Genomic DNA, 22,982 nt, shown 5'->3' with positions numbered 1-22,982 from the left:
GGCGGGACATGGCGGAACTCGACCACCTCGTCATCGGCTGCGACACGCTGGAGCAGGGGACGGCCTGGGCGCGGGAGGCGCTCGGCATCGCCATCGCGGCCGGCGGCGCGCATCCCGGATGGGGCACGCACAACGCCCTGGCGGGGCTGGGGCCCTCGCTCTACCTGGAGGTGATCGCCCCGGACCCGGCGCAGCCGTCCCCCGACCGGGAGAGGCCCTTCGGCCTGGACGACCCCGCCCTGCGCGCCCGGCTGCGCCAGGCCCCCGCCCTGCTGACCTATGTCGCCCGCTGCGACGACATCGCCGCGCTGACCGCGGCGCTGGGCGAGGATTCGGAGCCGCCGCTGCGCATGAGCCGGGGGGCGCTCTCCTGGCAGATCGCCCGGCCCCGCGATTCCCTGGACGGGCTGGTGCCGAGCCTGATCGAGTGGCCCGGCGGCGTCTCGGTGGCGGCGCGGATGCCGGATTCCGGCATGCGCCTGACCGGCTTCGTGGCGGAGCACCCGGTCCCGGAGCGGGTGGCCCGGCGGCTCGCCGCCCGGGGGCTCCGGAGCCCGGAGGCGCGGCCCGGCTCCCGGCCGAGGCTTGTGGCCCATCTGCGGCGCCCGGACGGGGTGGAGGTGGTCCTTGCCTCCGGTGGCCCGGACGCCGATGGCTCCCGGCCATGAGGGGGGCGGCACGCGCCGCGCGAGTGTCTGGTGGTTTCGGCGCGAGGAAGTTGCTCGGCGCGCTGGGCCACGTGACAGGCTTGTGCTAGGCACCGAAACGATCCTGGAGAGCAGGCTCTGTGATTCGAGACTGTGGCCGCCGTGACGGCATCGCGATCGGGGCTGCCCGGGCGGTTCTGGAACGCCGCCGCATTCATTTCAGACGGTGCTCCGGCCTGCCGATCGGGGGTAAGGTGATCGCACGTCCGATGGAACCGGCCTGTTGAGCGCACGCATCCTCGTCGTCGACGACATCGCCACCAACCTTCAGCTGCTCGAGGCGCGCCTGCGCGCGGAGTACTACGAAGTCGCCCTGGCCAATTCCGGCCCGGCGGCGCTGCGCCTGGCGGTGGACTGGAAGCCCGACGTCATCCTTCTGGACGTGATGATGCCCGGCATGGACGGCTACGAGGTCTGCCGGCTGCTCAAGGCGCGCGATGCCACCGCCCACATCCCCGTGGTGATGATCACGGCGCTGGTCGACCAGAGCGAGCGCGTCCGGGGGCTGGAGGCCGGGGCGGACGACTTCCTCTCCAAGCCCGTCGACCACGCGACGCTGTTTGCCCGCCTGCGCGCGCTGCTGCGGACCAAGCAGGTCCTGGATGCCTTCCGGATCCGGTCCGAGACCGCCGAGGAGCTGGGCCTGGAGCGGCCGGAGGACCCCCCCGCCAGCGTCGCCGGGGCGCGGGCCATGATCGCCACCGGCACCCCGCGGGAGGCCGCCGAGCTTCAGGAGGTGCTGGCGCGCGATGGCGTCCTGAGCTCCCTGGCCGCCGATGCCGCCACCGCCTGGCGTTGTGCCCTGGAGGAGGAGTTCGACCTCGCCCTCCTCAGCCTGTCGCTGGATGGGGGGGACGGGCTGCGCCTCGCCTCCCGCCTCCGGGCCCATACCGCCACGCGGGACCTGCCCGTGCTGCTGATCGGCGATGCCGACCAGAAGGGGATGGTGCTGCGTGGCTTCGACCTGGGCGCGAACGATCACGTCCTGCGGCCGGTCGACCCCAACGAGCTGCGGGCGCGGGCGCGCAACCAGATCCGCCGCAAGCGCTACCAGGAGCGCGTGCGGGCCGACCTGCAACGCTCGCTGGAGGCGGCGGTGACGGACGGGCTGACCGGGCTGCGGAACCGCCGCTACGCCACCCGCCACCTGGAGGGGCTGCTGCGCGCCGGCGGCGCCACGGTGCTGCTTCTCGACGTGGACCACTTCAAGCGGGTCAACGACACGCTGGGCCATGCCTGCGGCGATGCCGTGCTGAAGGAGGTCGCGGAGCGGCTGCGGCAGCACGTGCGCGCCGTGGACGTGGTGGCCCGCTACGGCGGCGAGGAATTCCTGGTGATCATGTCGGAAAGCACCCTGGCCGACATGCAGGCGGTGGCGGAGCGGCTGCGCCAGGCGGTGTCGCGCGAGCCGATCCGCACGGCGGAGGGCTCCCTGACGGTGACCGTCAGCATCGGCGGCGCCACCGCGCCGGCCGGCTCGCAGCTGGAGAAGCTGATCGCCCGCGCCGATGCGGCGCTGTACCGGGCCAAGGCAGGCGGGCGCGACAGGCTGGAGGTGGCGGAGGCCGCCTGAGGCGGCAGGCGAGCCTCAGAGTCTGATTCATAATTATCCGGCGTGATTTCATGGCCTTGCGATGCGGCGTGCGAAGAGCTGGATCGAGGCGATGAAGAGCCATGCGGTAGCCGATGCGATGGTCTGCTCGAAGTCCTTGGCGAGGCGGCGGTTCCGATTGAGCCAAGCCAGTGTGCGTTCGACAACCCAACGGCGCGGGAGGACGACAAACCCTCTTGCGGCATCTGACCGTTTGACGATCTCGACGGTCCATTTGCCGATCCGCCGGAGGGCGTCCCTGAGCTTGTCGCCAGCATATCCACCATCGGCGAAGACATGGCGCAGCCACGGGAAGCGCTTGATGATCTCGGCCAGCACCAGCGGCGCACCGTCACGGTCCTGGATGTCGGCGGTGTGGACTACCGCATGGACGAGATTGCCGTCGGTGTCGGTCAGGATGTGGCGCTTGCGGCCCTTGGTCTTCTTGCCCGCATCATAGCCCCGAGGTCCGCCGCTTTCCGTGGTTTTGACGCTTTGGCTGTCGATTACCCCGGCGCTGGGCGAGGCTTCGCGACCCGTCCCCTCACGGGCGATCAGCAACAGAGCATGGTTCAATGACAACCACAGCCTATTGTCCCGCCACAGGTAGAACCAGCGCCGCACCGTCGAGACCGGCGGAAAGCAGGGCGGCAGCATCCGCCACGGCAGGCCGCCACGCAGCAGATACAGGATCGCCTCGACAATCCGCCTGAGTGGCCACTTGCGCGGGCGGCCCACATGCGATGCTGGCGGAAAGAACGGCTCCAGCAGTGCCCATTCGGCATCGGTCAAATCGCTTGGCAAAGCCAGTTCCGCACGGGCATACTGCGCCCGAGTGGTATCGGTCCACATCGTTGATCTCCGGAAGTTTTCGCAAAAACCCCTGAATCAATGACCTGGGCTGGCGTCAAGCTAACCCGCTGATACCACTCAACTTAATTTCGGATCAGGCTCTCAGGGATACGGCCGCTTCTCCGCCCCCTGCCGACGACGAGAGCCCCGGGGCCGTGAGGCCGCCGGGGCGATGCTGCGTCCGGAATCGCTCGTCCAGGGGGAGGGGCCGCCGCAGCGGCCCGCTGGCCCCCTTACTTGATCTTCGCCTCGCGGAAGACGACGTGCTTGCGCGCGACGGGGTCGTACTTCTTCATCTCGAGCTTGCCAGTGGCGTTCCGGGTGTTCTTCTTCGTGACGTAGAAGTAGCCGGTCTCGGCGCTGCTCACGAGCTTGATCTGGATGGTGTTGGACTTGGCCATGTCGATGATTCCGCGGCGGGCCCCTGGGCGGAGCCCGGGCCGGTGAGGGGCCGGAACCTAGTCGGCTGGGCGATGGCGTCAAGCGTCCGTCGCGCGGCCCTGCCCCGCAGGCGCGCGCCAGGGCCGCATCAGGGCCCGATCGCCGCCCGGTAGAGCTCCGGCCGGGCGAGCAGGGCCTGCGCCACCTGCCCATCCGCCTCCCGCCCTTCCGCCGGCGGGCAGGCACCCCGCAGCGCCACGACCTCGCTGGCCAGGACGGGGGCGCGTGCCGCCCGCTGGCGCGCCAGCACCGCGGCCATCGGCGCCTCGCCCTGCTCCAGCCGGGCCACCTGCCGGCGCGTCGCCTCCTCGCTCAGGCTGGTGCAGACGGCCGGGATCACCCCGAGTCCCTGCAACGGCCAGCCATCGGGCGCCAGGATGCGCGACCAGGAGAGCGACAGCTCCGCCCCGTTGGGCATGGGCACCAGGATCTGGATCAGCCCCTTCCCCATGGTGGTGCTGCCGACCACGACCGCCCGGCGGCGGTCCGACAGGGCGGCGGAGACGATTTCGGAGGAGGAGGCGGTGCGGCCATCCACCAGCACCACCAGCGGCCGGCCCTCCGCCAGGTCCGGCCCGGCCGATTCCCAGCGGCGCAGCGCATCGGGGTGCCGGCCTTCGGTGCGGCCGACGGGGCCATCGTCGAGGAAGGTCGCGGCCACGGCCACGCCCTCGCGCAACAGGCCGCCGCGGTTGCCGCGCAGGTCCAGCACCAGCCCCTGCGGCGGACGGCCGCGCGCGCCGGACTGGAGGTTGCGCCGGAGCAGGCCCGCAAGCTGGTCGGCGGTCCCGGCCGTGAAGCTGCCGATGCGCAGCAGCAGCAGGTCGCCCCGCCGCTCCGCCTGGACGGAGGGCGCGATCGCCACGGCCCGCCGCAGCACGGCGGAGACCCGGGTCCGCCCGCGCAGCAGCAGCAGGCGCAGGTTCCCGGGCGATTCCCCTTCCAGCAGCGCCCGCAGCGGCTCCAGCCGGGTGGGGCTGACGCTGCGCCCATCCGCCGCCAGCAGGCGGTCGCCGGCCCGCACCCCCGCCCGGGCGGCGGGGCTGTTCGGGGCGACCGCGGCCACGACCACGCTGCCGCGCGGCCCGGCCTCCACCTCGATCCCGGCCCCGGCCACGCCCAGCCGCCGCTCCCGCGCCGCCTCCGCCTCATCGGCCGGGACGTAGCGGCTGTAGGGGTCGAGGTGGTTGAAGATCTCGTCGTAGGCGGCCTGCACCATGCGATCGGCCCCGCCGCGGCGGAGCACGGGCGAGGCGTCCCAGGCTGCGTCGAAGAGCCAGGCCAGGGCGGCGGCGGCCTCCCCCGGCCGGTCGCCGGCCCGGCGCTGGGCGATGTCCCGCCCCGAGAGGCCAAGGCGCAGGACGCCGTCGCGCTGCTCCGCCTCCAGCAGCGGGTCGAGGGCGGAGAGGCCGCGCAACGCCCAGAGCGCCAGATCGGTCGCCGCAGCGGCTTCGAGGTGCCTGTCCCGGATGGCCCTGAAGCCGGAGGTGAGCACCGATTCGACGGAGGCCTGCGGGAAGGGCTGCTGCTGCGCCTGCCCCGGAGCGGGGCCCAGCAGGGCTAGCGCGAGCGCGAGGAGGACCGCGAGGCGCCGGCCCGCCGCCGCCCGGCCGGGGCGGCCTGGAGGATGTGGAAGGTGAGGCTGCCGGTCAGCGGCGCCGCCTCCGCAAGGCGCACCTCCACCTCCTGGCCCAACGAGAAGGCGAGCCCCGTGTGGCGGCCCACCAACCGTTGCGTGCCGTCCTCGTGCACCCATCGGTCGTCCGGAAGCGAGGCCAAGGGAACGATTCCGCTGGCGCCGTTCTGCTCCAGGGTGACGAAGAGGCCGAAGCGTGTCACCCCGGAAATGCGCGCCGGGAAATGCGTACCCACGTGGTCTGCCATGTAGGCGGCGAGGTAGCGGTCCACCGCGTCGCGCTCGGCCATGGCGGCGCGGCGCTCGGTGCGGGTGATGTGCTCGCCCGTCTCCGGCAGGCGCGCGGCCTCCTCGGCGGTCAGCCCGTCTTGGCCCAGCCGCAGGGCGGCGATCAGGGCACGGTGGACGACGAGATCGGCGTAGCGCCGGATCGGGCTGGTGAAGTGGGCGTAGCGCGGCAGGGCGAGGCCGAAATGGCCGATGTTGTCCGGCGCGTATTCCGCCTGGGACTGGCTGCGCAGCACGGTCTCGTGGACCAGACGCTCCTCCGGCCGGTCCCGCACCGCCTCCAGAAGGGCTGCGAAGTCGCGCGGCCGGAGCAGGTTCCCGGGCGGCAGGGAGAGGTCGAAAGTTCCCAGGAACTGGCGCAGCGCCTCCAGCTTGGCGTCCGAGGGCCGGTCGTGGATGCGGTAGAGCAGGGGGGTGTGGTGCCGCTCCAGCTCCTCGGCGGCGCAGACATTGGCGGCCACCATGAACTCCTCGATCAGCCGGTGACTGTCGAGCCGTTCGCGCGGGGCGACGGACAGCACCTTGCCGTCCGCGTCCAGCGTGACCTTCCGCTCCGGCAGGTCCAGCTCCAGCGTCCCACGCCGCTCCCGCGCGCCGAGCAGGGCGCGGAAGGCGCCGTAGAGGCCGGGGAAGGAGTCCGCCGATTCCTGCACCGCCTGGTAGGTCAGCCGGGCGGAGGAGCGCATGATCCCCCGCCCGAAGCGGTGCGACAGCTTGCGCCCTTCCGCGTCGAAGACCATCCGCACGAAGAGGCAGCCGCGATCCTCGTCCGGGCGCAGGCTGCACCAGCCGTTGGACAGCGCCTCCGGCAGCATCGGCACCACCCGGTCGGGGAAGTAGACGCTGTTCCCGCGCGTCCAGGCGGCGCGGTCGAGTGCGCTGCCGGGGCGGACGTAGTGCGCCACGTCGGCGATGGCGACGGTGACGGCCCAGCCCTCGCCCTCGGCTTCGGCATGCACGGCGTCGTCGAAGTCGCGCGCGTCCTCGCCGTCGATGGTCACCAGCGGCAGGCCGCGCAGATCTTCTCGCCCCTCGGGCGACACGCCGCGGGCGCGCTCCGCCTGGGCCAGCGCCTCCGCGTCGAAGGCGTCGGGGATGCCGTGCGCGTGGATGCAGATCAGCGAGACGGCGCGCGGCGCGTCCATGCGCCCCAGCACCTCCACCACCCGGGCCGGGCGGGGGCCGAGGCCGTGGCCCCGCCCGAAGGAGGGCAGCGGCTCGGCCAGCACCAGGTCGCCGTCGCGCGCCTCGCCGGACTCGCCCGCCGGCACCGCCCAGTCGGCCCGGGCGCGGCGGTCCACGGGGCGGATCAGCCCGCGCTCGAACATCCCCAGGATGCGGGAGGCGCCGGTCTCCGCCAGCCGTCGCAGGGTGCGGCCCTCGTACCTGTCCCGGCCCATCGGGCGCAGCTTCGCCAGCACCCGGTCGCCCGGGGCCAGGGCAGGCTGCCCGCGCGGCTCGGGGTGCATGTAGACCAGGGGGCGGCCCTCGCCCTCCCAGCTCACCGGGCGCGCCAGCGGGTCGCCGTCCGGGTCGGTGCCGAAGACCTCGACGATGGCCGTGTCGGGGAGGGAGGCGGCGTGGCGCAGGGAACGGCGGCCGGATGGGGCAGCGGCACCCTCGGCCTTGATCGCCTTCAGCAACTCGCGCAGGGCGGGGCGCTGGTCGGCGGTCAGGCCGAAATGCCGGGCGATCTCGCTCTTGCCCACGGTTCCGCCGACGCTGCGCAGCCAGGCGAGCAGTTCCTCGCGGCTGGGGACGGCGCCGGGCTCGCCCGCCTCGCGGGCCGTGGCGCGCCGCTTCGCGCTGGCCTGGGGCCCGGCGGCCGGGCGGGTGCGCACCACCCTGGCCCGGGGCGCCGGGGGAACGCCGATCCGGCGCGCCACCTCAGCCGCCCCGCCGGTGCGTCACCGCGCCGGCTTCTTGGCCGCGGGCTTGGGGGCCGCAGGCTTGCGGGCGGTGGCCGGCTTCGCCGCGGCGCGCGCGGCGGGCTTGGCCGTGGCCGCGGCGGCCTTCTTCGCGGCCGGCTTCCGCGCGGGCGCCTTGCCGGCGGCGGGCTTCGCGGAAGCAGGCTTGGCGGCGGGCGCCTCGGCCTTCGCGGCGACGCGCTTGGCCGGAGCCTTGCGCGCAGCGCCGCGCGGGGCGAGCTGCTTGCCCTTCTCCGCCAGCAGGGCGACCGCCTGCTCCAGGGTGAAGTCCTCCGCCTGGACGTTGCGCGGCAGGCTCGCCACCGTCTGCCCGTGCTGGGCATAGGGGCCGAAGCGGCCGCGGCGGATCTCTACCGGGGCGCCGTCCTTGGGGTGGACGCCCAGCTCCACGCTGCGCGGCTTGGCCCCGGCCAGCAGGGCGACAGCCCGGTTCAGCCCGATGGTCAGCACGTCGTCGTCGGGGTCGAGCGACTTCGAGATGGCGCCCATCTTCAGGTAGGGCCCGAAGCGGCCGAGATTGGCGGTGATCTCCTCGCCGCTCTCCGGGTGCAGGCCCACGACGCGCGGCATGGAGAGCAGGGCGAGCGCCCGCTCCAGCGTCACCCCCTCCGGGTCCATCCCGCGCGTCAGGCTGGCGCGGCGCGGCTTGGTCGGCTTGCCCTTGGCGTCCGTCCCCGGCTCGCCGAGTTGGACATAGACGCCGTAGGGGCCGCGCCGCATCGTCACCGGCTCGCCCGTGGGGGCCGTGCCCAGCTCGCGCACGCCGTCGGCGAAGCCGCCAGCCTCCTCCGCGCCCTCGGCGCCGGGAGCGACCAGGGGGCGGGTGTAGCGGCATTCGGGGTAGTTGGAGCAGCCGATGAAGGCCCCCGTCCGCCCCAGCCGCAGGCCGAGCCGCCCGGTGTGGCAGTTCGGGCATTCCCGCGGGTCCTTGCCGTCATCGGCAGGGGGGAAGAAGTGCGGGCCGAGATCCTCGTCCAGCGCGTCGATCACGTCGCTGATCTTGAGGTCCTTGGTCGCGGCCACCGCCTTGGAGAAGGCGTCCCAGAACTCCGCCATCACCTCCCGCCAGTCGGCGCGGCCGCCGCTGATGTCGTCCAGCCGCTCCTCCAGGGAGGCGGTGAAGCCCGTATCCACGTAGCGCTCGAAGAAGGCGACCAGGAAGGCGGTGACCAGGCGGCCGCGATCCTCCGGCTGGAAGCGCCGCTTCTCCAGCTTGACGTAGTCGCGGTCCTGCAGGGTCTGCAGGATCGAGGCATAGGTGGAGGGCCGGCCGATCCCCAGCTCCTCCATCTTCTTGACCAGCGAGGCCTCCGTGTAGCGCGGCGGCGGCTGGGTGAAGTGCTGCTCCGCCGAGACGGGGCCGCGCTTCAGCGGGTCGTCCTTGGCCATGGGCGGCAGGACGCGGCCATCCTCCTCGCCCAGCGGCGAGTTGGCGGGAGCGTCGTCCACATCCTCCCGGTACAGCTTCAGGAAGCCGTCGAAGGCGATGACCGAGCCGGTGGCGCGCAGCCGCACCTGGCCGGAGGCATCCGCGATGTCCACCGTCGTCTGGTCCAGCTCGGCCGAGGCCATCTGGCTCGCCACCGCGCGCTTCCAGACCAGCTCGTAGAGCCGGCGCTGGTCGTTGTTCAGATAGCGCGCGACCTCGGCGGGGGTGCGGGAGACGTCGGTGGGGCGGATCGCCTCGTGCGCCTCCTGGGCATTCTTCGCCTTGCTGGAATACTCGCGCGCGGCGGGGGGGAGGTACCGGGTCCCGAACTCCTCGCCCACATGCCCGCGGATGGCGGCGATCGCCTCGCCCGCCATCTGCACGCCGTCCGTCCGCATATAGGTGATGAGGCCGACCGTCTCGCCGCCGATCTCCACCCCCTCGTAGAGCTGCTGGGCGAGGCGCATCGTCGCCTGGGCGCCGAAGCCCAGCTTGCGCGAGGCCTCCTGTTGCAGCGTCGAGGTGGTGAAGGGCGGCGGCGGGTTGCGGCGGACGCGGCGCTTCTCGACCGAGAGGACGGTGAAGGTCCCGGCCTCCACCGCCGCCTTGGCGCGCATCGCCGACGCCTCGTTGGGCAGGTCGAACTGCTCCAGCCGCCTGCCATCCAGATGTGTCAGCCGGGCGGTGAACTGCGCGCCGATCGGGGTGGCGAAGCGTGCCTCCACCGTCCAGTACTCGCGCGTCTTGAACGCCTCGATCTCCGCCTCGCGCTCGCAGATCAGGCGAAGGGCGACGGACTGCACGCGGCCGGCCGAGCGGCTGCCCGGCAGCTTGCGCCACAGCACGGGCGAGAGGGTGAAGCCCACCAGGTAGTCCAGCGCGCGGCGCGCCAGGTAGGCGTCGATCAGCGGCGCGTCCAGCTCGCGCGGGTGGTCGATGGCGTACTGGACGGCTCGCTTGGTGATCTCGTTGAAGGTGATGCGATGGACCTCGACGCCCTTCAGCGCCCGCTTCTGGCCCAGCATCTCCCGCACGTGCCAGGAGATCGCCTCGCCCTCGCGATCCGGGTCGGTGGCGAGGAACAGGCGCTTGGCGCCCTTCAGCGCGGCGGCGATCTCGCGCACCTGCCGCTCGCCCCGGTCCTCCGAGGACCAGTCCATGGCGAAGCCCTCCTCGGGCCGCACGGAGCCGTCCTTGGGCGGCAGGTCCCGCACATGGCCGAAGGAGGCGATGACCCGGTAGCCGCCGCCCAGATACTTGTTGATGGTCTTCGCCTTGGCGGGCGATTCCACGACGACGACGTCGGTCATTGGTGTCTGGTCAGTCCTCCCGGGCCGCGACGGCGGCGCGGACGATACGGTTTCCCGGCAGCAGTTCCACCCTCCCGGACAATTCGAGGTCCAGCAGCAGGGACTGGGCGGCGGAGGGCGAGAGGTGGCAGCGCCTTAGCACTTCGTCAACCGTAACGGGTGAATAACCAATCAACTCAAGAAGTTGGTCGGTTTCCCCGCGCGGGCCAGAATGTTCCGCCGGAAGGAACGTGGGCGATTCGTTTCGCGGGGCCGGCGCCCGACCGGGCCGTGGCGGCAGGGCCAGGGGCGCGGCGGGCAGGGTGGACAGCACATCCTCGGCCGTCTCCGTGAAGGTCGCGCCCTCGCGCAGCAGGTTGTTCGACCCCTGGCAGCGCGGGTCGAGCGGGCTGCCGGGCACGGCATAGACCTCCCGCCCCGCCTCGGTGGCCAGCCGCGCGGTGATCAGCGTGCCGGAGCGCAGCGCCGCCTCCACCACCACCGTGCCCAGGCTCAGCCCGGCGACGATGCGGTTGCGCCGGGGGAAGTGGCGGGCGATGGGCGCCGTGCCGAGGGGGGATTCCGCGACCAGCGCGCCGGCCTCCGCGATGCGGTCCTGGAGGGCGGCATTCTCCGGCGGGTAGGCGATGTCGAGCCCGCCGGCCAGCACCGCCACCGTCCGCCCGGCCCGCAGCGCGCCCAGATGGGCGGCGGTGTCGATCCCGCGCGCGAGGCCGGAGGTCACGACGATCCCGCCGGCGGCCAGGCCCTCCGCCATCTCCTCGGCGATGCGCCGCCCGGCGGAGGAGGCGTTGCGGGCGCCGACCACCGCCACCTGCCGCGCGGCGAGCAAGGCGGGGTCGCCCAGCACGGCCAGGACGGGCGGCGCATCGGCCAGCAGCGCCAGCAGCTCGGGATAGCCCGGGGCGCCGAGGTGCAGGAAGGTGCCGCCGCGGCGCAGCACCGCCTCCATCTCCCGCCGCGTCGCTCCCGCCTCGGCCGGGCGCAGGCCGCGGGCGGGCAGGGCGTCCAGCGCCGCCTCGGCCGAGCCGTGGCGGGCAAGCAGGCGGCGGAACTCGATGCTGCCGATGCCCTCGCTGCGCGAGAGGCGCAGCCGGGCGAGGGCTTCCGCCTCCCTCAACCCGCCGTCTCTTTCCCGGACGCATCCTTGCCTTGCCCGATGCGCGGCTCGGTGCCGGAGAGCAGGCGGCGGATGTTCGCGTGGTGGCGGATGACGACGTAGAGGGCGATGGCGGCCACCGGCACGAAGAGCGGCGGCCCGCCCAGCACCCAGGCCTCCAGCGCGGAGGCGACCATGGCCGACAGCGCCCCCACCGAGGAGATGCGCGACAGCCGCGCGGCCACCAGCCAGACGGCGACGGCGACGGCGAAGACCGGCCAGGCCAGCGCCAGGAAGGTGCCCAGCGCCGTCGCCACCCCCTTGCCGCCGCGCCCGCCGAGCCAGGGCGGGTGGCAATGCCCCGCGACGGCGCCCATCGCGGCGATGCCGGCCCAGACGGGGCCCAGCACCCAGGCCACCAGCCAGACGGCGACGGCGCCCTTCAGCCCGTCCAGCAGCAGGGTGGCCGCCGCCAGCTTCTTGTTCCCCGTCCGCAGCACGTTGGTCGCGCCGATGTTGCCCGAGCCGATGGCGCGGATGTCGCCCATCCCGGCGGCGCGGGTCAGCAGCAACCCGAAGGGGATGGAGCCGAGCAGCAGGCCGATGACGAAGGCCAGGAGGGCGGCGAGCCAAGGGGCCATGGCGGGCGCCATCAGCCGAACACCCTCCGCCCGGCCTTCCAGGTGCCCAGCACCTTGCCCTCCAGCGCGCGGCCGTCGAAGGGGGAGTTCTGCGCCTTGCCCGGCAGCCTCCCGGCCTCGACCTTCCAGCCCCGCTCCAGCGCGAAGAGCACCAGATCCGCCGGGGCGCCCTTCGCCAGCCGGCCCGCCTCGATCCCCAGCAGCGCCGCCGGGCGGCAGGTCAGCAGGGCCAGGGCATCGAGCAGCGCGACATCCCCCGCATGCACCCGCGCCAGCGTCACCGCCAGCAGCGTGGCGAGGCCGGTGCCGCCCGCCTCCGCCTGGGCGAAGGGCAGGCGCTTGTCGTCCGCGTCGTGCGGCTGGTGGTCGGAGGCGACGGCATCCACCGTGCCGTCGGCCAGCGCCGCGACCACCGCCAGCCGGTCCTCCTCGCGCCGCAGCGGCGGGTTCAGCTTGGCATAGGTGCGGTAGTCGCCGATCGCCGTCTCGTTCAGGTCGAAATAGGGGGGCGCGGTGTCGCAGGTGACCTTCAGCCCCTCGGCCTTGGCCTGGCGGACCAGTTCCAGCGCGGCGGCGGTGGAGAGGTGGGCGAAGTGGATGTGACCGCCGGTCAGCCGGGCGAGGGCGATGTCGCGCGCCACCTGCATCGCCTCCGCCGCGGCCGGGGCGGCGGGCAGGCCGAGGCGGGTCGCCTGCTCGCCCTCGGTCGCCGCGGCGCCGCGCGTCAGGCTCGGCTCGGCCGGGTGCTGGGCGATGAAGCTACCGAAGGCGCGGGCATAGGAGAGGGCGAGGCGCAGGGTGCGGGCATCCCCGATGGCCCGGGTGCCATCGGTGAAGGCGACGGCGCCGGCCTCGCGCAGCAGGCCGAACTCCGTCATCTCCTTCCCGGCGCAGCCGCGCGTGGCGGCGCCGTAGGGCAGGATGGAGAGGCTGCCCGTGGCCTCCCCCCGACGCAGGACGAATTGCAGCAGGGCGGGGTCGTCCAGCGCCGGCTCGCTGTCCGGCAGGGCGCAGAGGGTGGTGATGCCCCCAGCCGCCGCGGCCAGGGCGGCGCTGGCGATGGTCTCGCGGTATTCGTGGCCCGGCTCGCCGAGCGCCGCGCGCAGGTCGACCAGCCCGGGGGCCAGGCAGTCGCCGCCGCAATCGACGGTCGTGGCCCCCTCCGGCGCGCCGGGGGCGGCGCCCTGGGCGACATCCTCGATCACGCCGTCGCGCAGCAGCAGGGCACCGGTCGCATCCAGCCCCGTGGCGGGGTCGAGCAGCCGGGCGTTGGTCAGCAGGGTCGCGGGCATCAGCGGCTGTTCCGTCCCGGCAGGCGGGAGAGCGTGTCCAGCACGGCCATGCGCACGGCCACCCCCATCTCCACCTGCTCGCCGATCACGCTGCGGGCCGGGTCGTCGGCCACCGCGCTGTCGATCTCCACGCCGCGGTTCATCGGGCCGGGGTGCATGACGATGGCGTCCGGCTTCGCGACCGCGAGCTTCTCCGCGTCCAGCCCGTAGAAGCGGAAGTACTCGCGGGCCGAGGGGACCAGGCCGCCCGCCATGCGCTCCCGCTGGAGGCGCAGCATCATCACCACATCCGCGTCCTTCAGCCCCTCGCGCATGGTATGGTGGATCTCCACCCCCAGCCGCGCCGCCTCGGCGGGGATCAGGGTGGGCGGGCCGACGATCCGCACCCGGCAGTTCATCGCCGAGAGCAGGTGGATGTTCGACCGCGCCACCCGGGAGTGCAGCACGTCGCCGCAGATGGCGACCGTCAGGTGCTCCAGCCGCCCCTTGCGGCGGCGGATGGTCAGGGCATCGAGCAGGGCCTGGGTCGGGTGCTCGTGCGTGCCGTCGCCCGCGTTGATGACGGCGGCGTCCACCTTCTGGCTGAGCAGGGCGGGCGCGCCGGACTGGGCGTGGCGGACCACCAGCAGGTCCGTCTTCATGGCGTTCAGCGTGGAGGCGGTGTCGAGCAGCGTCTCGCCCTTGTTCACGCTGCTGGTCGAGACGGACATGTTGATCACGTCCGCCCCCAGCCGCTTGCCCGCCAGCTCGAAGGAGGTGCGGGTGCGGGTGCTGTCCTCGAAGAACAGGTTGATCAGGGTGCGGCCCTTGAGCAGGTCGCGCTGGGTCTTTCCGCCCCGGTTCAGCAGGGCGTAGCTCTCCGCCAGATCGAGCAGGTCGGCGATGTGGACGGGGTGCAGCCCCTCGATGGCGAGGAGGTGGCGGGAGGGATAGGCGACCATCCGGGGCAGGGATTCCGACGTGTGCAGGCGGGCCGGACCATAGGCGGGGCGGACAGGGCGGGAAAGGGCGCCCCGCCGGTCAGCCGGGGGGCGACGCCAGGGGTGGCTCCAGGGGTGGCCCCAGAGGTGGGCGCGTCGCGTCCAGCGCCCCCTGGAGCATGTAGGCCGCCGCCGCCGCATCCACCGCCTTCGCCCGCTTGGCCCGGGTGAGGTCCGCCTCCTCGATCAGCATCCGGTTCACCGCGCTGGACGACAGCCGTTCATCCCACAGCGCCGCCGGCAGGCCGGTCGCGGCGGACAGCGCGGCGGCCCAGTCCTTCGCCGCCTGCGCCGCCGGGCCGAAGGAGCCGTCCAGCCCCAGCGGCAGCCCGACCACCAGCCCCGCCGCGCCCTCGGTCGTGGCGATGGCGGCGATGGCGGCGGCGTTGGCGGCCAGCTTCCCGCGCGGCAGGCCGCGATAGGGGGAGGCGAGCATCAGCGACACGTCGGACAGGGCGACGCCGATGGTCCGCCGCCCCGGGTCCAGCCCGATCAGCCGGGCGTGGCGGGGCAGGGCGGCGCGAAGCTCGGGCAGGGGGATCAGGGGCAGCGGGCGGACCTCAGCGCGGGAGGGAGCGGCAATAGGCCGGAACGGGCGCCGGATACATCCCGCAGCCGCGCGCGATCTCGTCCAGGATCAGGGCACAGGGGTTGGCGTCGTTGCAGGGCGGGCGGGTCGCGGGCGAGACCTGGATGCACTGCTTCACCAGCACCGCCGCGGCGGCCGCGCCGCGCTCCTGCCGGCAGCTCAGGGCCGCAGGGGCGGCGGGGACCGGGGGCTTGGCCGCGCCCGGGGATAGCTGGGCGAGCCGGGCGGCATAGGCGTCGCGGACACAGGCGGCCGTGGTGCAGCGGTTGCGTCCCGCCAGCCAGGCCCGCTGCCCCTCCCGCGTGGCGCCCGCCTGCGGCGAGGCGAGGGCGGCGCGATAGGCCTGGTCCAGCGCCTCGTCCAGACGGGACAGCTCCGCATCGCCGCAGATCGTGCGCTCGACCGTGGTGGTGGCCCGGGCGCAGTCGAAGCTCGCCGCCCGCGCCGCCGTGCCCCAGCCCGGTGCGCCCGGGGCCAGGAGGATCAGGGCCAGGAGGAGGGGCAGGAACAGGCGTTTGGCACGAGGCGGCATGGCGGCGTCTCCCGGTCCCAGCCTCCCACCGGGGAGGCCGGCGCTCCGCCCATGCTGCGCCGGGCCCGGACGGCGCAGCAAGCGGCGTGGGGGCCACTACCCGCCCGCGTCAGGCGGTGTTGGACAGCGCCGCGGGTGGCGGCGACTCCCGCTCCGCTTGCGGGCGACCGGCTTCCTCCCGGGCCGGAGCGGCGCCCTCCTCCTCGCCGCGCGCGGGCTGCGGGCGGCTGACGATCACCGCCTGGGCCGGCACGCCGATCCGGATCCCAAGCTCCTGGAAGCGCATCTTGATGCGGCGGTTGAACTCCCGCTGCACGCCCCAGCGGCCCGTGTCGCGGCACTTCATCTGGCCCAGCACCGTCACCGTGGCGCCGTCCACCTTGTCCACGCCCCAGAGCGCGAAGTCGTCCAAGATGTTGTCGCGGAAGGCCGGGTCCCGGCGCAGCTCGGCACCGATCTCCTTCAGCACCTGGCCCACCCGGTCCGTGTCCTCGTCCAGCGCCACGGTGACGGAGACGGCGGCATTGCCGACGCCCTTGTTGGTGTTGGTCACCGTCGTGACCGAGGAGAAGGGGATGACGTGGACGGAGCCATCCCCCGCCCGCAGCCGGATGGTGCGGACGGAGAGCGCCTCGACCGAGCCGGAGAGGCCGGAGACCGTCACCCAGTCCCCCACCTGCATGGTGTTCTCCAGCAGCAGGAACATGCCGTTGATCACGTCCTGCACCAGCTTCTGCGAGCCGAAGCCCAGCGCCACGCCGATGATGGAGGCCCCGGCCAGGAGCGGGGCGATGTTGACGCCGAGCTGGCTGAGCGCGGTGAAGCCGACCACCACCACGATCGCGGTCAGCAGCGCGCTGCGCAGCAGCGGCAGCAGGGTCCGCAGCCGGGCGGAGCGGGCGTGGTCGCCCTGGGCCGACATGGCGGCGATCCGGCGGTCCATCCAGGCGTTCATCGCTTCCCAGGCCACCACCGCCACGGCGAGGGCCACGAGCACGGTGACGAGGAAGCTGGTGACCAGCTCGCCGAGCCCGCCATCATGGAACCAGGCGAGCGCATCCACCCCCCAGATCTGGAGGATGGCCAGGAGGGTGACGACGACCATCACCGCTGAGACCCCGCGGCGCACCAACGGGTAGTAGCGGTTCGCCCTCGCCTCCAGGAAGGGAAGCTGCGCCCGCTTCTCCGGGGCGATGCGGAAGACGCGGTCCAGCATGCCCAGGATGGCCACGGCGATCAGCCGCGCCAGCACCAGCACCAGCACGGTGGCCCCGAAGTAGCGGAACAGCAGGCCGTAGCCGTTCTGGATCTCCACCGCCCAGACGAACCAGAGGGCGACCACCAGGAAGATCGCCAGCACGTGCCAGATGGCGGCCAGCCAGTTGCGCGCCAGCGCGACGGAGCCCCGCCGGCCCGCCGGCGCCGCGATCGCCTCGGCCACCGCCCTGCGGCACTGCAGGATCACGACGATCAGCAGCAGGTGGTTGGCCAGCACCACCAGCTTCAGCGCGGAGAGGTAGGCGCCGTAGCCCAGGCCCAGCAGCCGCGCGATCTCCATTCCCGCGAGGCCATAGACCAGCACGCGGCTGACCCGCGCGGCCCAGACCTCGATATAGGCGGCGGTCTCGTCGGTGATCCGGAACGGCCGCAGCGCCGCGCTGTCCGGTGAGGCCAGGGCGTGCACCGCCGCCATCACCAGGTGCTGCACCACATAGGCGTTCACCGCCGCCGCCACGATCAGCGAGGGCTGCCAGCCGCTGACCAGGGGGCTGGCCAGGAGCAGGTTCCCCACCCCGGCGAAGGCCAGGATGGGCAGGCCCTCGAGCATGAAGCGCAGCAGGGCGAGTGGACCCAGGCGCAGGAAGCGGATTTCCCCCCGGCTGGCGAGCATCGCGGATGGCTGGCCGGCCAGGGACTCCTTCTCGCGGCGGCGGCGTTCGGCCCGCTCCTGGGCGAAGCGGTTCAGCCGCGCGAAGGCGGGGCGCAGCGCCCGGGTGACCAGGCGGCGCGTCAGCCAGGCCAGGGCGAGCACCAGGGCCAGCTTCCACGCGACGTCCAGCACCAGGGCCTGGGCCTGCGGGCTGGTGGCGGTGGTCACGATCCAGTCGCCGACGGCCGGGAGGTCGGCCAGGGTATGGGAGGCCTGGACGAGCTGGCCGGAGGCCGCCGCGAACCAGCCGGAGGTGGCCAGGATCAGGCGTGCCAGAAGCCCGTCCTCGTTCAGGCTGACCTTGTCCTCGGCGGGGGCGGCCGGGGCCTCGGCCGCCGGGGCATGCCCGCCCGGCGCCGCCGTGGCCCCCGTGGCCGGCGGGGCCGTGCCCGCGGCCTCGGCGCTCGACGGGGGGGTGGTGCGCGCGACGGCGGTCAGGGCGTTGATCACCTCGCGCCGCCGGGCTTCGTCCTGCAGGACGTCGAGAGCCTGCCGCGCCTGCTCCGGCGTCAGCCCGGCGGCGGCCGGGGGGGATGTCGCGGCCGCCGCGCGGGGCGCGGCATCCTGCGCCAGGGCCGGCACGGAGGGCAGGAGGAGCATCGCCAGCGCGAGGAGGATGGCCAGGGGCCCGGGGGCGGGTCTTCCGGCACCGCTGCCGGGCCGATGGGCGGTGACGCTTGCTTCCCCTCGGGCATGCCATGGCCTCATGCGTACACCTGTCCTTCGTATCCTTCGGGGTGGCGCCCGGCACGCGGCCGGGCCGAGGGGATCGGCGGCGGGCCAGGAAGCCCTGGCCGCTGCCGCGTCCATCTGGGACCGGTGCCGGACGGATCGACCGGCACGCCTCCCTTGTTACCTTTCGAATCATCCGGCCGCCCCGGCCGAACGGGTCGGGCGGCACGAGGCGGCCCGTGCGGCCCGGCGGGTCTCCGGCGATGGCGACAGCCGGTCGCGGAGACCGTTGGTCAGGGGGCCAACGCGGGTCGCGGGGCCAGGTTCCGGAGCGGGGGCGGGAGGCTCCGTCCCGGTGACAGGTCTTGACTTCGGGGCCGCCGCTGCGCTCCTGCCCGTTGCTGTCCTCTGAACTGGGGTCCCGTCCCGACCATGTCGCTCGATACCGCCACCGTCCGGCGCGTCGCCTCGCTCGCCCGAATCCACCTGGAGGACGAGGAGGTGTCACGGCTGCAAGGCGAGCTGAACGGCATCCTCGCCTGGGTGGAGCAGTTGCAGGCGGTGGACACGACCGGGGTGGAGCCGCTGGCCGGGGCCGGCGACGCGGTGCTGCTGCTGCGCGAGGACGTGGTCACCGATGGCGGCCAGGCCGAGGCGGTGCTCTCCAACGCGCCCGACCGCCAGGGCGATTTCTTCACCGTTCCGAAGGTGGTCGAGTGATGCGTCCGACCGATTTCACCATCCGCGGCGCCCTCGAGGCGCTGAACGAGGGGCTGATCACCAGCGAGGCGCTGACGGCCGCGCATCTGGAGGCGATCGGGGCGCTGAACCCGCGCCTGAACGCCTTCATCACCGTCACCGGCGAGCAGGCCATGGAGGCCGCCCGCGCCTCCGACCGGCGCCGGGCCGATGGTCTCGCCGGCCCGCTGGAGGGCGTGCCGCTGGCGATCAAGGACCTGTTCTGCACCGCGGGCGTGCGGACCACCGCGGGCAGCCGCATCCTGGAGAACTTCGTCCCGCCCTACGAGAGCACCGTCACCGCCAGGCTGCTGCGCGACGGGGCGGTGTTCCTCGGGAAGGCGAACCTGGACGAGTTCGCCATGGGCTCCTCCAACGCCAGCTCCGCCTTCGGACCGGTGGAGAATCCCTGGTCCCGGCGCAACGACCCGGACACGCGGCTGGTGCCCGGCGGCTCCTCCGGCGGGTCGGCCGCGGCGGTGGCGGCGCGGCTGGCGCTGGGGGCGACGGCGACCGACACGGGCGGCTCCATCCGCCAGCCCGCGGCCTTCTGCGGCGTGACGGGCATCAAGCCGACCTATGGCCGCTGCTCGCGCTGGGGGATCGTGGCCTATGCCTCCTCGCTGGACCAGGCGGGGCCGATGGCCCGCACCGTCGAGGACTGCGCCCTGCTGCTCGGCAGCATGGCCGGGTTCGACCCCAAGGATTCCACCTCCGCCGAGCGGCCGGTGCCGGACTTCGCCGCCGCCTGCGCGCGCGGGGTGAAGGGGCTGCGGATCGGGGTGCCGCGGGAGTACCGCATCGACGGGCTGCCGGAGGAGATCGGGCGGCTGTGGCAGCAGGGGCTGGACTGGCTGCGTGCGGAAGGGGCGGAGATCGTCGACATCTCCCTGCCGCATACGAAGCACGCGCTGGCCACCTACTATATCGTGGCGCCGGCCGAGGCCTCGTCCAACCTCGCGCGCTACGACGGCGTGCGCTTCGGCCGGCGGGTCGAGGCGGGAGGCGACCTGAAGGATCTCTACGAGCGCACCCGGGCCGCCGGCTTCGGGGCCGAGGTGCGGCGGCGGATCATGATCGGGACCTATGTGCTCAGCGCCGGCTACTACGATGCCTACTATGTGAAGGCGCAGCAGGTGCGGCGGCTGATCCGGCAGGATTTCGACCGCGCCTGGGACAGCGTGGATGCCATCCTGGCCCCGGCCACGCCCTCTGCGGCCTTCGGCGCGGAGGAGACGCAGGACGATCCGGTGGCGATGTATCTGAACGACGTCTTCACCGTGACGGCCAACCTCGCCGGCATCCCCGGCCTCTCCGTCCCCGCCGGGCTGAGTGCGGAGGGGCTGCCGCTGGGGCTGCAGGTGCTGGGCCGGCCCTTCGACGAGGAGACGCTCTTCGCCGTGGGCAGCGCCATCGAGCGTGCCGCCGGTTTCGACGCCCTGCCGCGGCTGCGCGCCGGCGCCCACTGACGGCATCCCGCAGCCGGTCGCGGCCGATGCGGGGCGACGCCGCCTGAGGCGGCGATGGCGGGTGGCGATGGCGGGCGGCGACGGGCCGACGCGACGGCGGGTATTCCCAGGACCGTTGCCATGACGCATCGTGATGGCATGACCGCCGCCGCCGACCACCCGTGACGGCCAGCCGGGAGCCGCGCCCTGGCTGGCTGCGCACCATCGTCCTGACCGTCGTGATGCTGGGGCTGGCCTTTTTCATCTCCCAGGGCGTGGCCGAGGAATGGCCGATGCTGCGCGACGACTTCGCCGCGCAGGGCCGTACCAAGCCCGCCCCCGGCGGGCATGTGGTCGAAGGAAGCTGCCGCACCAGCCGCTACTTCCTCACGCGCTGCGAGGCGACGCTGGAGGCGGGATCGAGCATCGTGCCGACCCGGCGGAACAAGGTCGTCTACAGCTATTTCGGCGGTTCCGAGCAGAGGCCGGTGCAGGTCCTGGTGGACACGGGCCACCCGGAGACGCTGACGACGGACGTGGCGATGGAACGGCTGTGGAACCGCACGGCCATGATGGCGGGCAGCATCCTGGTGGGCCTGGCCTTCGTCATCGTCTCGCTGTCGCGGTGGTACGACCGCCTGCGGCCCGGCTGAGGCGGGGCAGGCCCGGCCGGCCGGGCGGGCATCCCGGGGGCCGGAACGCCGGGCCGGGCTTGGCCCGCGCCGGGACCATCCGCTATCACCCCCGGATGTGGACGCATCATCATGGGCTGGGCGCATGAGCTACACCATCGAGGGTGAGACCGGCCCCTGGGAGCTGGTGATCGGGCTGGAGGTCCATGCCCAGGTCACCTCGGAGGCCAAGCTGTTCTCCGGCGCCGCGACGGCCTTCGGCGCGGCGCCGAACAGCCAGGTCTCCTTCGTCGACGCGGGCTTCCCCGGCATGCTGCCCGTCATCAACGGCGAGTGCGTGGCCCAGGCCGTGCGCACTGGCCTCGGCCTGAAGGCCAAGGTCAACGAGTGGTCGCGCTTCGACCGCAAGAACTACTTCTATGCGGACCTGCCGACCGGCTACCAGATCAGCCAGTACCAGTTCCCGATCGTCGGCGAGGGCAAGCTGACCATCGAGCTGGAGGGCGGCGCCACCAAGGAGATCGGCATCACCCGCCTGCACCTGGAGCAGGATGCGGGCAAGTCGCTGCACGACCAGGACCCGTCGCGCAGCTTCATCGACCTGAACCGCGCCGGCGTCGCGCTGATGGAGATCGTATCGGAGCCGGACATGCGCTCGCCGGAGGAGGCGGGGGCCTATGTCACGAAGCTGCGGCAGATCCTGCGCTACCTCGGCACCTGCGACGGCAACATGGAGGAGGGCAGCCTTCGCGCCGACGTGAACGTCTCCGTGCGCAAGCCGGGGGAGGGGTTCCGCACGCGCTGCGAGGTGAAGAACGTCAACTCCATCCGCTTCGTCATGCAGGCGGTGGAGGCGGAGGCGCGGCGCCAGATCGAGGTCTGGGAATCGGGCGGCACGGTCGACCAGGAGACGCGGCTGTTCGACACGACGCGCGGCGTCACGCGCTCGATGCGCTCCAAGGAGGATGCGCATGACTACCGCTACTTCCCGGACCCGGACCTGCCGCCGCTGGTGCTGGATTCCGACTGGATCGAGGAGCTGCGGTCGAAGCTGCCGGAGCTGCCGGACGAGCGGCGCGCCCGCTACGTGGGCGAGTACGGGCTGACCCCCTACGACGCCCACGTCCTGACGCTGGAGAAGGAGACGGCCGCCTATTACGAGGAGGTCGCGAAGGGACGCGACGCCAAGCAGGCGGCGAACTGGGTGATGGGCGACCTCTTCGCCGCGCTGAACCGCACGAAGCGCGACATCGGCGCCCCGCCGGTCTCCGCCCGGGATCTCGGCGCGCTGCTGGACCTGATGGCGGACGGCACCCTCTCCGGCAAGCTGGCCAAGGAGGTGTTCGAGGCGATGGTGGAGACGGGCGAATCGCCCGGCGCCATCGTGGAGGCCCGTGGGCTGCGGCAGGTCACCGACACCGGCGCGATCGAGGCGGTGATCGACGAGGTCCTGGCGAAGAACGCCGACAAGGTCGCCGAGTACCGATCCGGCAAGGACAAGCTGTTCGGCTTCTTCGTCGGGCAGACGATGAAGGCGATGCAGGGCAAGGGGAACCCGGCCCTGGTCAACGACATCCTGAAGGGGAAGCTGGCGCCGTGATCGAGCTGCACACCTGGAACACCCCCAACGGGCGCAAGATCAGCGTCGCGCTGGAGGAGATGGGCCTGCCCTACACGGTGAAGACCGTGAACATCGGCAAGGACGAGCAGTTCGAGCCGGCCTTCCTGGCGATCAGCCCGAACAACAGGATCCCGGCCATCGTCGATCCCGACGGGCCGGGCGGGCAGCCGATCAGCGTCTTCGAATCGGGCGCCATCCTGCTCTATCTCGGCGAGAAGACGGGGCGCTTCCTGCCCACGGACCTGCGCGAGCGCGTGCCCGTGCTGGAGTGGCTGATGTGGCAGATGGGCGGATTCGGCCCGATGCCGGGGCAGGTGCACCACTTCCTGATGCAGCCCGACGGGCCGGCCAAGGAGTACGGCGTCGCCCGCTACGGCAAGGAGACGAAGCGGCTCTACGGCGTGCTGGACAGGCGCCTGGCGGGACGGGACTTCGTCGCCACCGAGGGCGGGCCGAGCATCGCCGACTTCGCCATCCTCGGCTGGGCCTGGCGGCACGAGCGGCACCTGGTGCCCTTCGACGACCTGCCCAACGTCGCCGCCTGGTACGAGCGGATGATGGCGCGCCCGGCCGTGCAGCGCGGCTTCGAGGTGGCGCTGTCGTAGCGGCCTGACGGCCGGGGAAGC

The 22,982-nt window shown here is 73.1% G+C and carries 19 protein-coding genes; 7 read left to right on the top strand and 12 right to left on the bottom strand.

What is annotated here, in order from left to right; genetic code table 11:
* Positions 1 to 8 precede the first annotated feature (8 nt).
* Both LPC08_RS10755 and LPC08_RS10750 read left to right on the top strand, forming a co-directional pair.
* On the top strand, positions 9 to 668 hold the full coding sequence (locus tag LPC08_RS10755; RefSeq protein ID WP_230452673.1) for a VOC family protein: 660 nt from the start codon (positions 9 to 11) through the stop codon (positions 666 to 668).
* A 262-nt stretch (positions 669 to 930) separates the two neighbouring features.
* Positions 931 to 2,280: a PleD family two-component system response regulator gene (locus LPC08_RS10750; protein WP_230452672.1), complete on the top strand. Its 1,350-nt coding sequence runs from the start codon at positions 931 to 933 to the stop codon at positions 2,278 to 2,280.
* Positions 2,281 to 2,328: 48 nt separating this feature from the next.
* Here LPC08_RS10750 and LPC08_RS10745 read toward each other — a convergent pair whose 3' ends face one another.
* The 12 genes from LPC08_RS10745 to LPC08_RS26210 form a co-directional block, all read right to left on the bottom strand.
* Positions 2,329 to 3,150 carry an IS5 family transposase gene (locus LPC08_RS10745; RefSeq protein ID WP_230450819.1) on the bottom strand — a complete coding sequence of 274 codons (822 nt, stop codon included), beginning with the start codon at positions 3,148 to 3,150 and terminating at the stop codon, positions 2,329 to 2,331.
* A gap of 233 nt (positions 3,151 to 3,383) precedes the next feature.
* Positions 3,384 to 3,551 carry a 50S ribosomal protein L33 gene (rpmG, locus tag LPC08_RS10740; protein ID WP_230452671.1) on the bottom strand — a complete coding sequence of 56 codons (168 nt, stop codon included), beginning with the start codon at positions 3,549 to 3,551 and terminating at the stop codon, positions 3,384 to 3,386.
* A 128-nt stretch (positions 3,552 to 3,679) separates the two neighbouring features.
* Positions 3,680 to 5,086 carry a S41 family peptidase gene (locus tag LPC08_RS10735; protein WP_230452670.1) on the bottom strand — a complete coding sequence of 469 codons (1,407 nt, stop codon included), beginning with the start codon at positions 5,084 to 5,086 and terminating at the stop codon, positions 3,680 to 3,682.
* Positions 5,087 to 5,151: 65 nt separating this feature from the next.
* Positions 5,152 to 7,359, bottom strand: coding sequence for a ribonuclease R (rnr, locus tag LPC08_RS10730; RefSeq protein ID WP_370643351.1), 2,208 nt, complete (start codon positions 7,357 to 7,359; stop codon positions 5,152 to 5,154).
* Positions 7,360 to 7,422: 63 nt separating this feature from the next.
* Complete coding sequence (gene topA / locus LPC08_RS10725; RefSeq protein ID WP_230452668.1) at positions 7,423 to 10,182, bottom strand: type I DNA topoisomerase; 2,760 nt, start codon at positions 10,180 to 10,182, stop codon at positions 7,423 to 7,425.
* Between the two features lie 10 nt (positions 10,183 to 10,192).
* Complete coding sequence (gene dprA / locus LPC08_RS10720) at positions 10,193 to 11,302, bottom strand: DNA-processing protein DprA (protein WP_230452667.1); 1,110 nt, start codon at positions 11,300 to 11,302, stop codon at positions 10,193 to 10,195.
* Complete coding sequence (plsY, locus tag LPC08_RS10715) at positions 11,299 to 11,934, bottom strand: glycerol-3-phosphate 1-O-acyltransferase PlsY (RefSeq protein ID WP_230452666.1); 636 nt, start codon at positions 11,932 to 11,934, stop codon at positions 11,299 to 11,301. Before plsY ends, dprA begins: the two co-directional genes overlap by 4 nt.
* Positions 11,934 to 13,214, bottom strand: a complete 1,281-nt coding sequence (locus LPC08_RS10710; RefSeq protein ID WP_230452665.1) for a dihydroorotase — start codon at positions 13,212 to 13,214, stop codon at positions 11,934 to 11,936. The genes plsY and LPC08_RS10710 overlap by 1 nt, the downstream gene beginning before the upstream one ends.
* Positions 13,214 to 14,155 (bottom strand): aspartate carbamoyltransferase catalytic subunit, encoded by a 942-nt coding sequence (locus LPC08_RS10705; protein WP_230452664.1) that lies wholly within the window; start codon positions 14,153 to 14,155, stop codon positions 13,214 to 13,216. Before LPC08_RS10705 ends, LPC08_RS10710 begins: the two co-directional genes overlap by 1 nt.
* Before the next feature lie 79 nt (positions 14,156 to 14,234).
* Positions 14,235 to 14,744, bottom strand: coding sequence for a Holliday junction resolvase RuvX (ruvX, locus tag LPC08_RS10700; protein WP_230453050.1), 510 nt, complete (start codon positions 14,742 to 14,744; stop codon positions 14,235 to 14,237).
* Between the two features lie 10 nt (positions 14,745 to 14,754).
* On the bottom strand, positions 14,755 to 15,315 hold the full coding sequence (locus LPC08_RS26215) for a lysozyme inhibitor LprI family protein (protein ID WP_304622080.1): 561 nt from the start codon (positions 15,313 to 15,315) through the stop codon (positions 14,755 to 14,757).
* A 109-nt stretch (positions 15,316 to 15,424) separates the two neighbouring features.
* Positions 15,425 to 17,845 carry a mechanosensitive ion channel domain-containing protein gene (locus tag LPC08_RS26210; RefSeq protein WP_304622079.1) on the bottom strand — a complete coding sequence of 807 codons (2,421 nt, stop codon included), beginning with the start codon at positions 17,843 to 17,845 and terminating at the stop codon, positions 15,425 to 15,427.
* 504 nt (positions 17,846 to 18,349) lie between these two features.
* Here LPC08_RS26210 and gatC point away from each other — a divergent pair.
* From gatC to LPC08_RS10660, 5 genes are all read left to right on the top strand, one after another.
* Positions 18,350 to 18,637, top strand: a complete 288-nt coding sequence (gene gatC, locus LPC08_RS10680) for an Asp-tRNA(Asn)/Glu-tRNA(Gln) amidotransferase subunit GatC (RefSeq protein WP_230452662.1) — start codon at positions 18,350 to 18,352, stop codon at positions 18,635 to 18,637.
* Positions 18,637 to 20,124 (top strand): Asp-tRNA(Asn)/Glu-tRNA(Gln) amidotransferase subunit GatA, encoded by a 1,488-nt coding sequence (gatA, locus tag LPC08_RS10675; protein ID WP_230452661.1) that lies wholly within the window; start codon positions 18,637 to 18,639, stop codon positions 20,122 to 20,124. The genes gatC and gatA overlap by 1 nt, the downstream gene beginning before the upstream one ends.
* A 161-nt stretch (positions 20,125 to 20,285) precedes the next feature.
* Positions 20,286 to 20,756, top strand: a complete 471-nt coding sequence (locus tag LPC08_RS10670; protein ID WP_230452660.1) for a hypothetical protein — start codon at positions 20,286 to 20,288, stop codon at positions 20,754 to 20,756.
* A 124-nt stretch (positions 20,757 to 20,880) separates the two neighbouring features.
* On the top strand, positions 20,881 to 22,335 hold the full coding sequence (gatB, locus tag LPC08_RS10665; protein ID WP_230452659.1) for an Asp-tRNA(Asn)/Glu-tRNA(Gln) amidotransferase subunit GatB: 1,455 nt from the start codon (positions 20,881 to 20,883) through the stop codon (positions 22,333 to 22,335).
* On the top strand, positions 22,332 to 22,961 hold the full coding sequence (locus LPC08_RS10660; protein ID WP_230452658.1) for a glutathione S-transferase family protein: 630 nt from the start codon (positions 22,332 to 22,334) through the stop codon (positions 22,959 to 22,961). Before gatB ends, LPC08_RS10660 begins: the two co-directional genes overlap by 4 nt.
* Positions 22,962 to 22,982 lie beyond the last annotated feature (21 nt).

The organism is Roseomonas sp. OT10, assembly GCF_020991085.1.
In the GTDB taxonomy this organism is placed as follows: domain Bacteria; phylum Pseudomonadota; class Alphaproteobacteria; order Acetobacterales; family Acetobacteraceae; genus Roseomonas; species Roseomonas cutis.
This window is presented reverse-complemented; position numbering and strand designations above follow the sequence as displayed.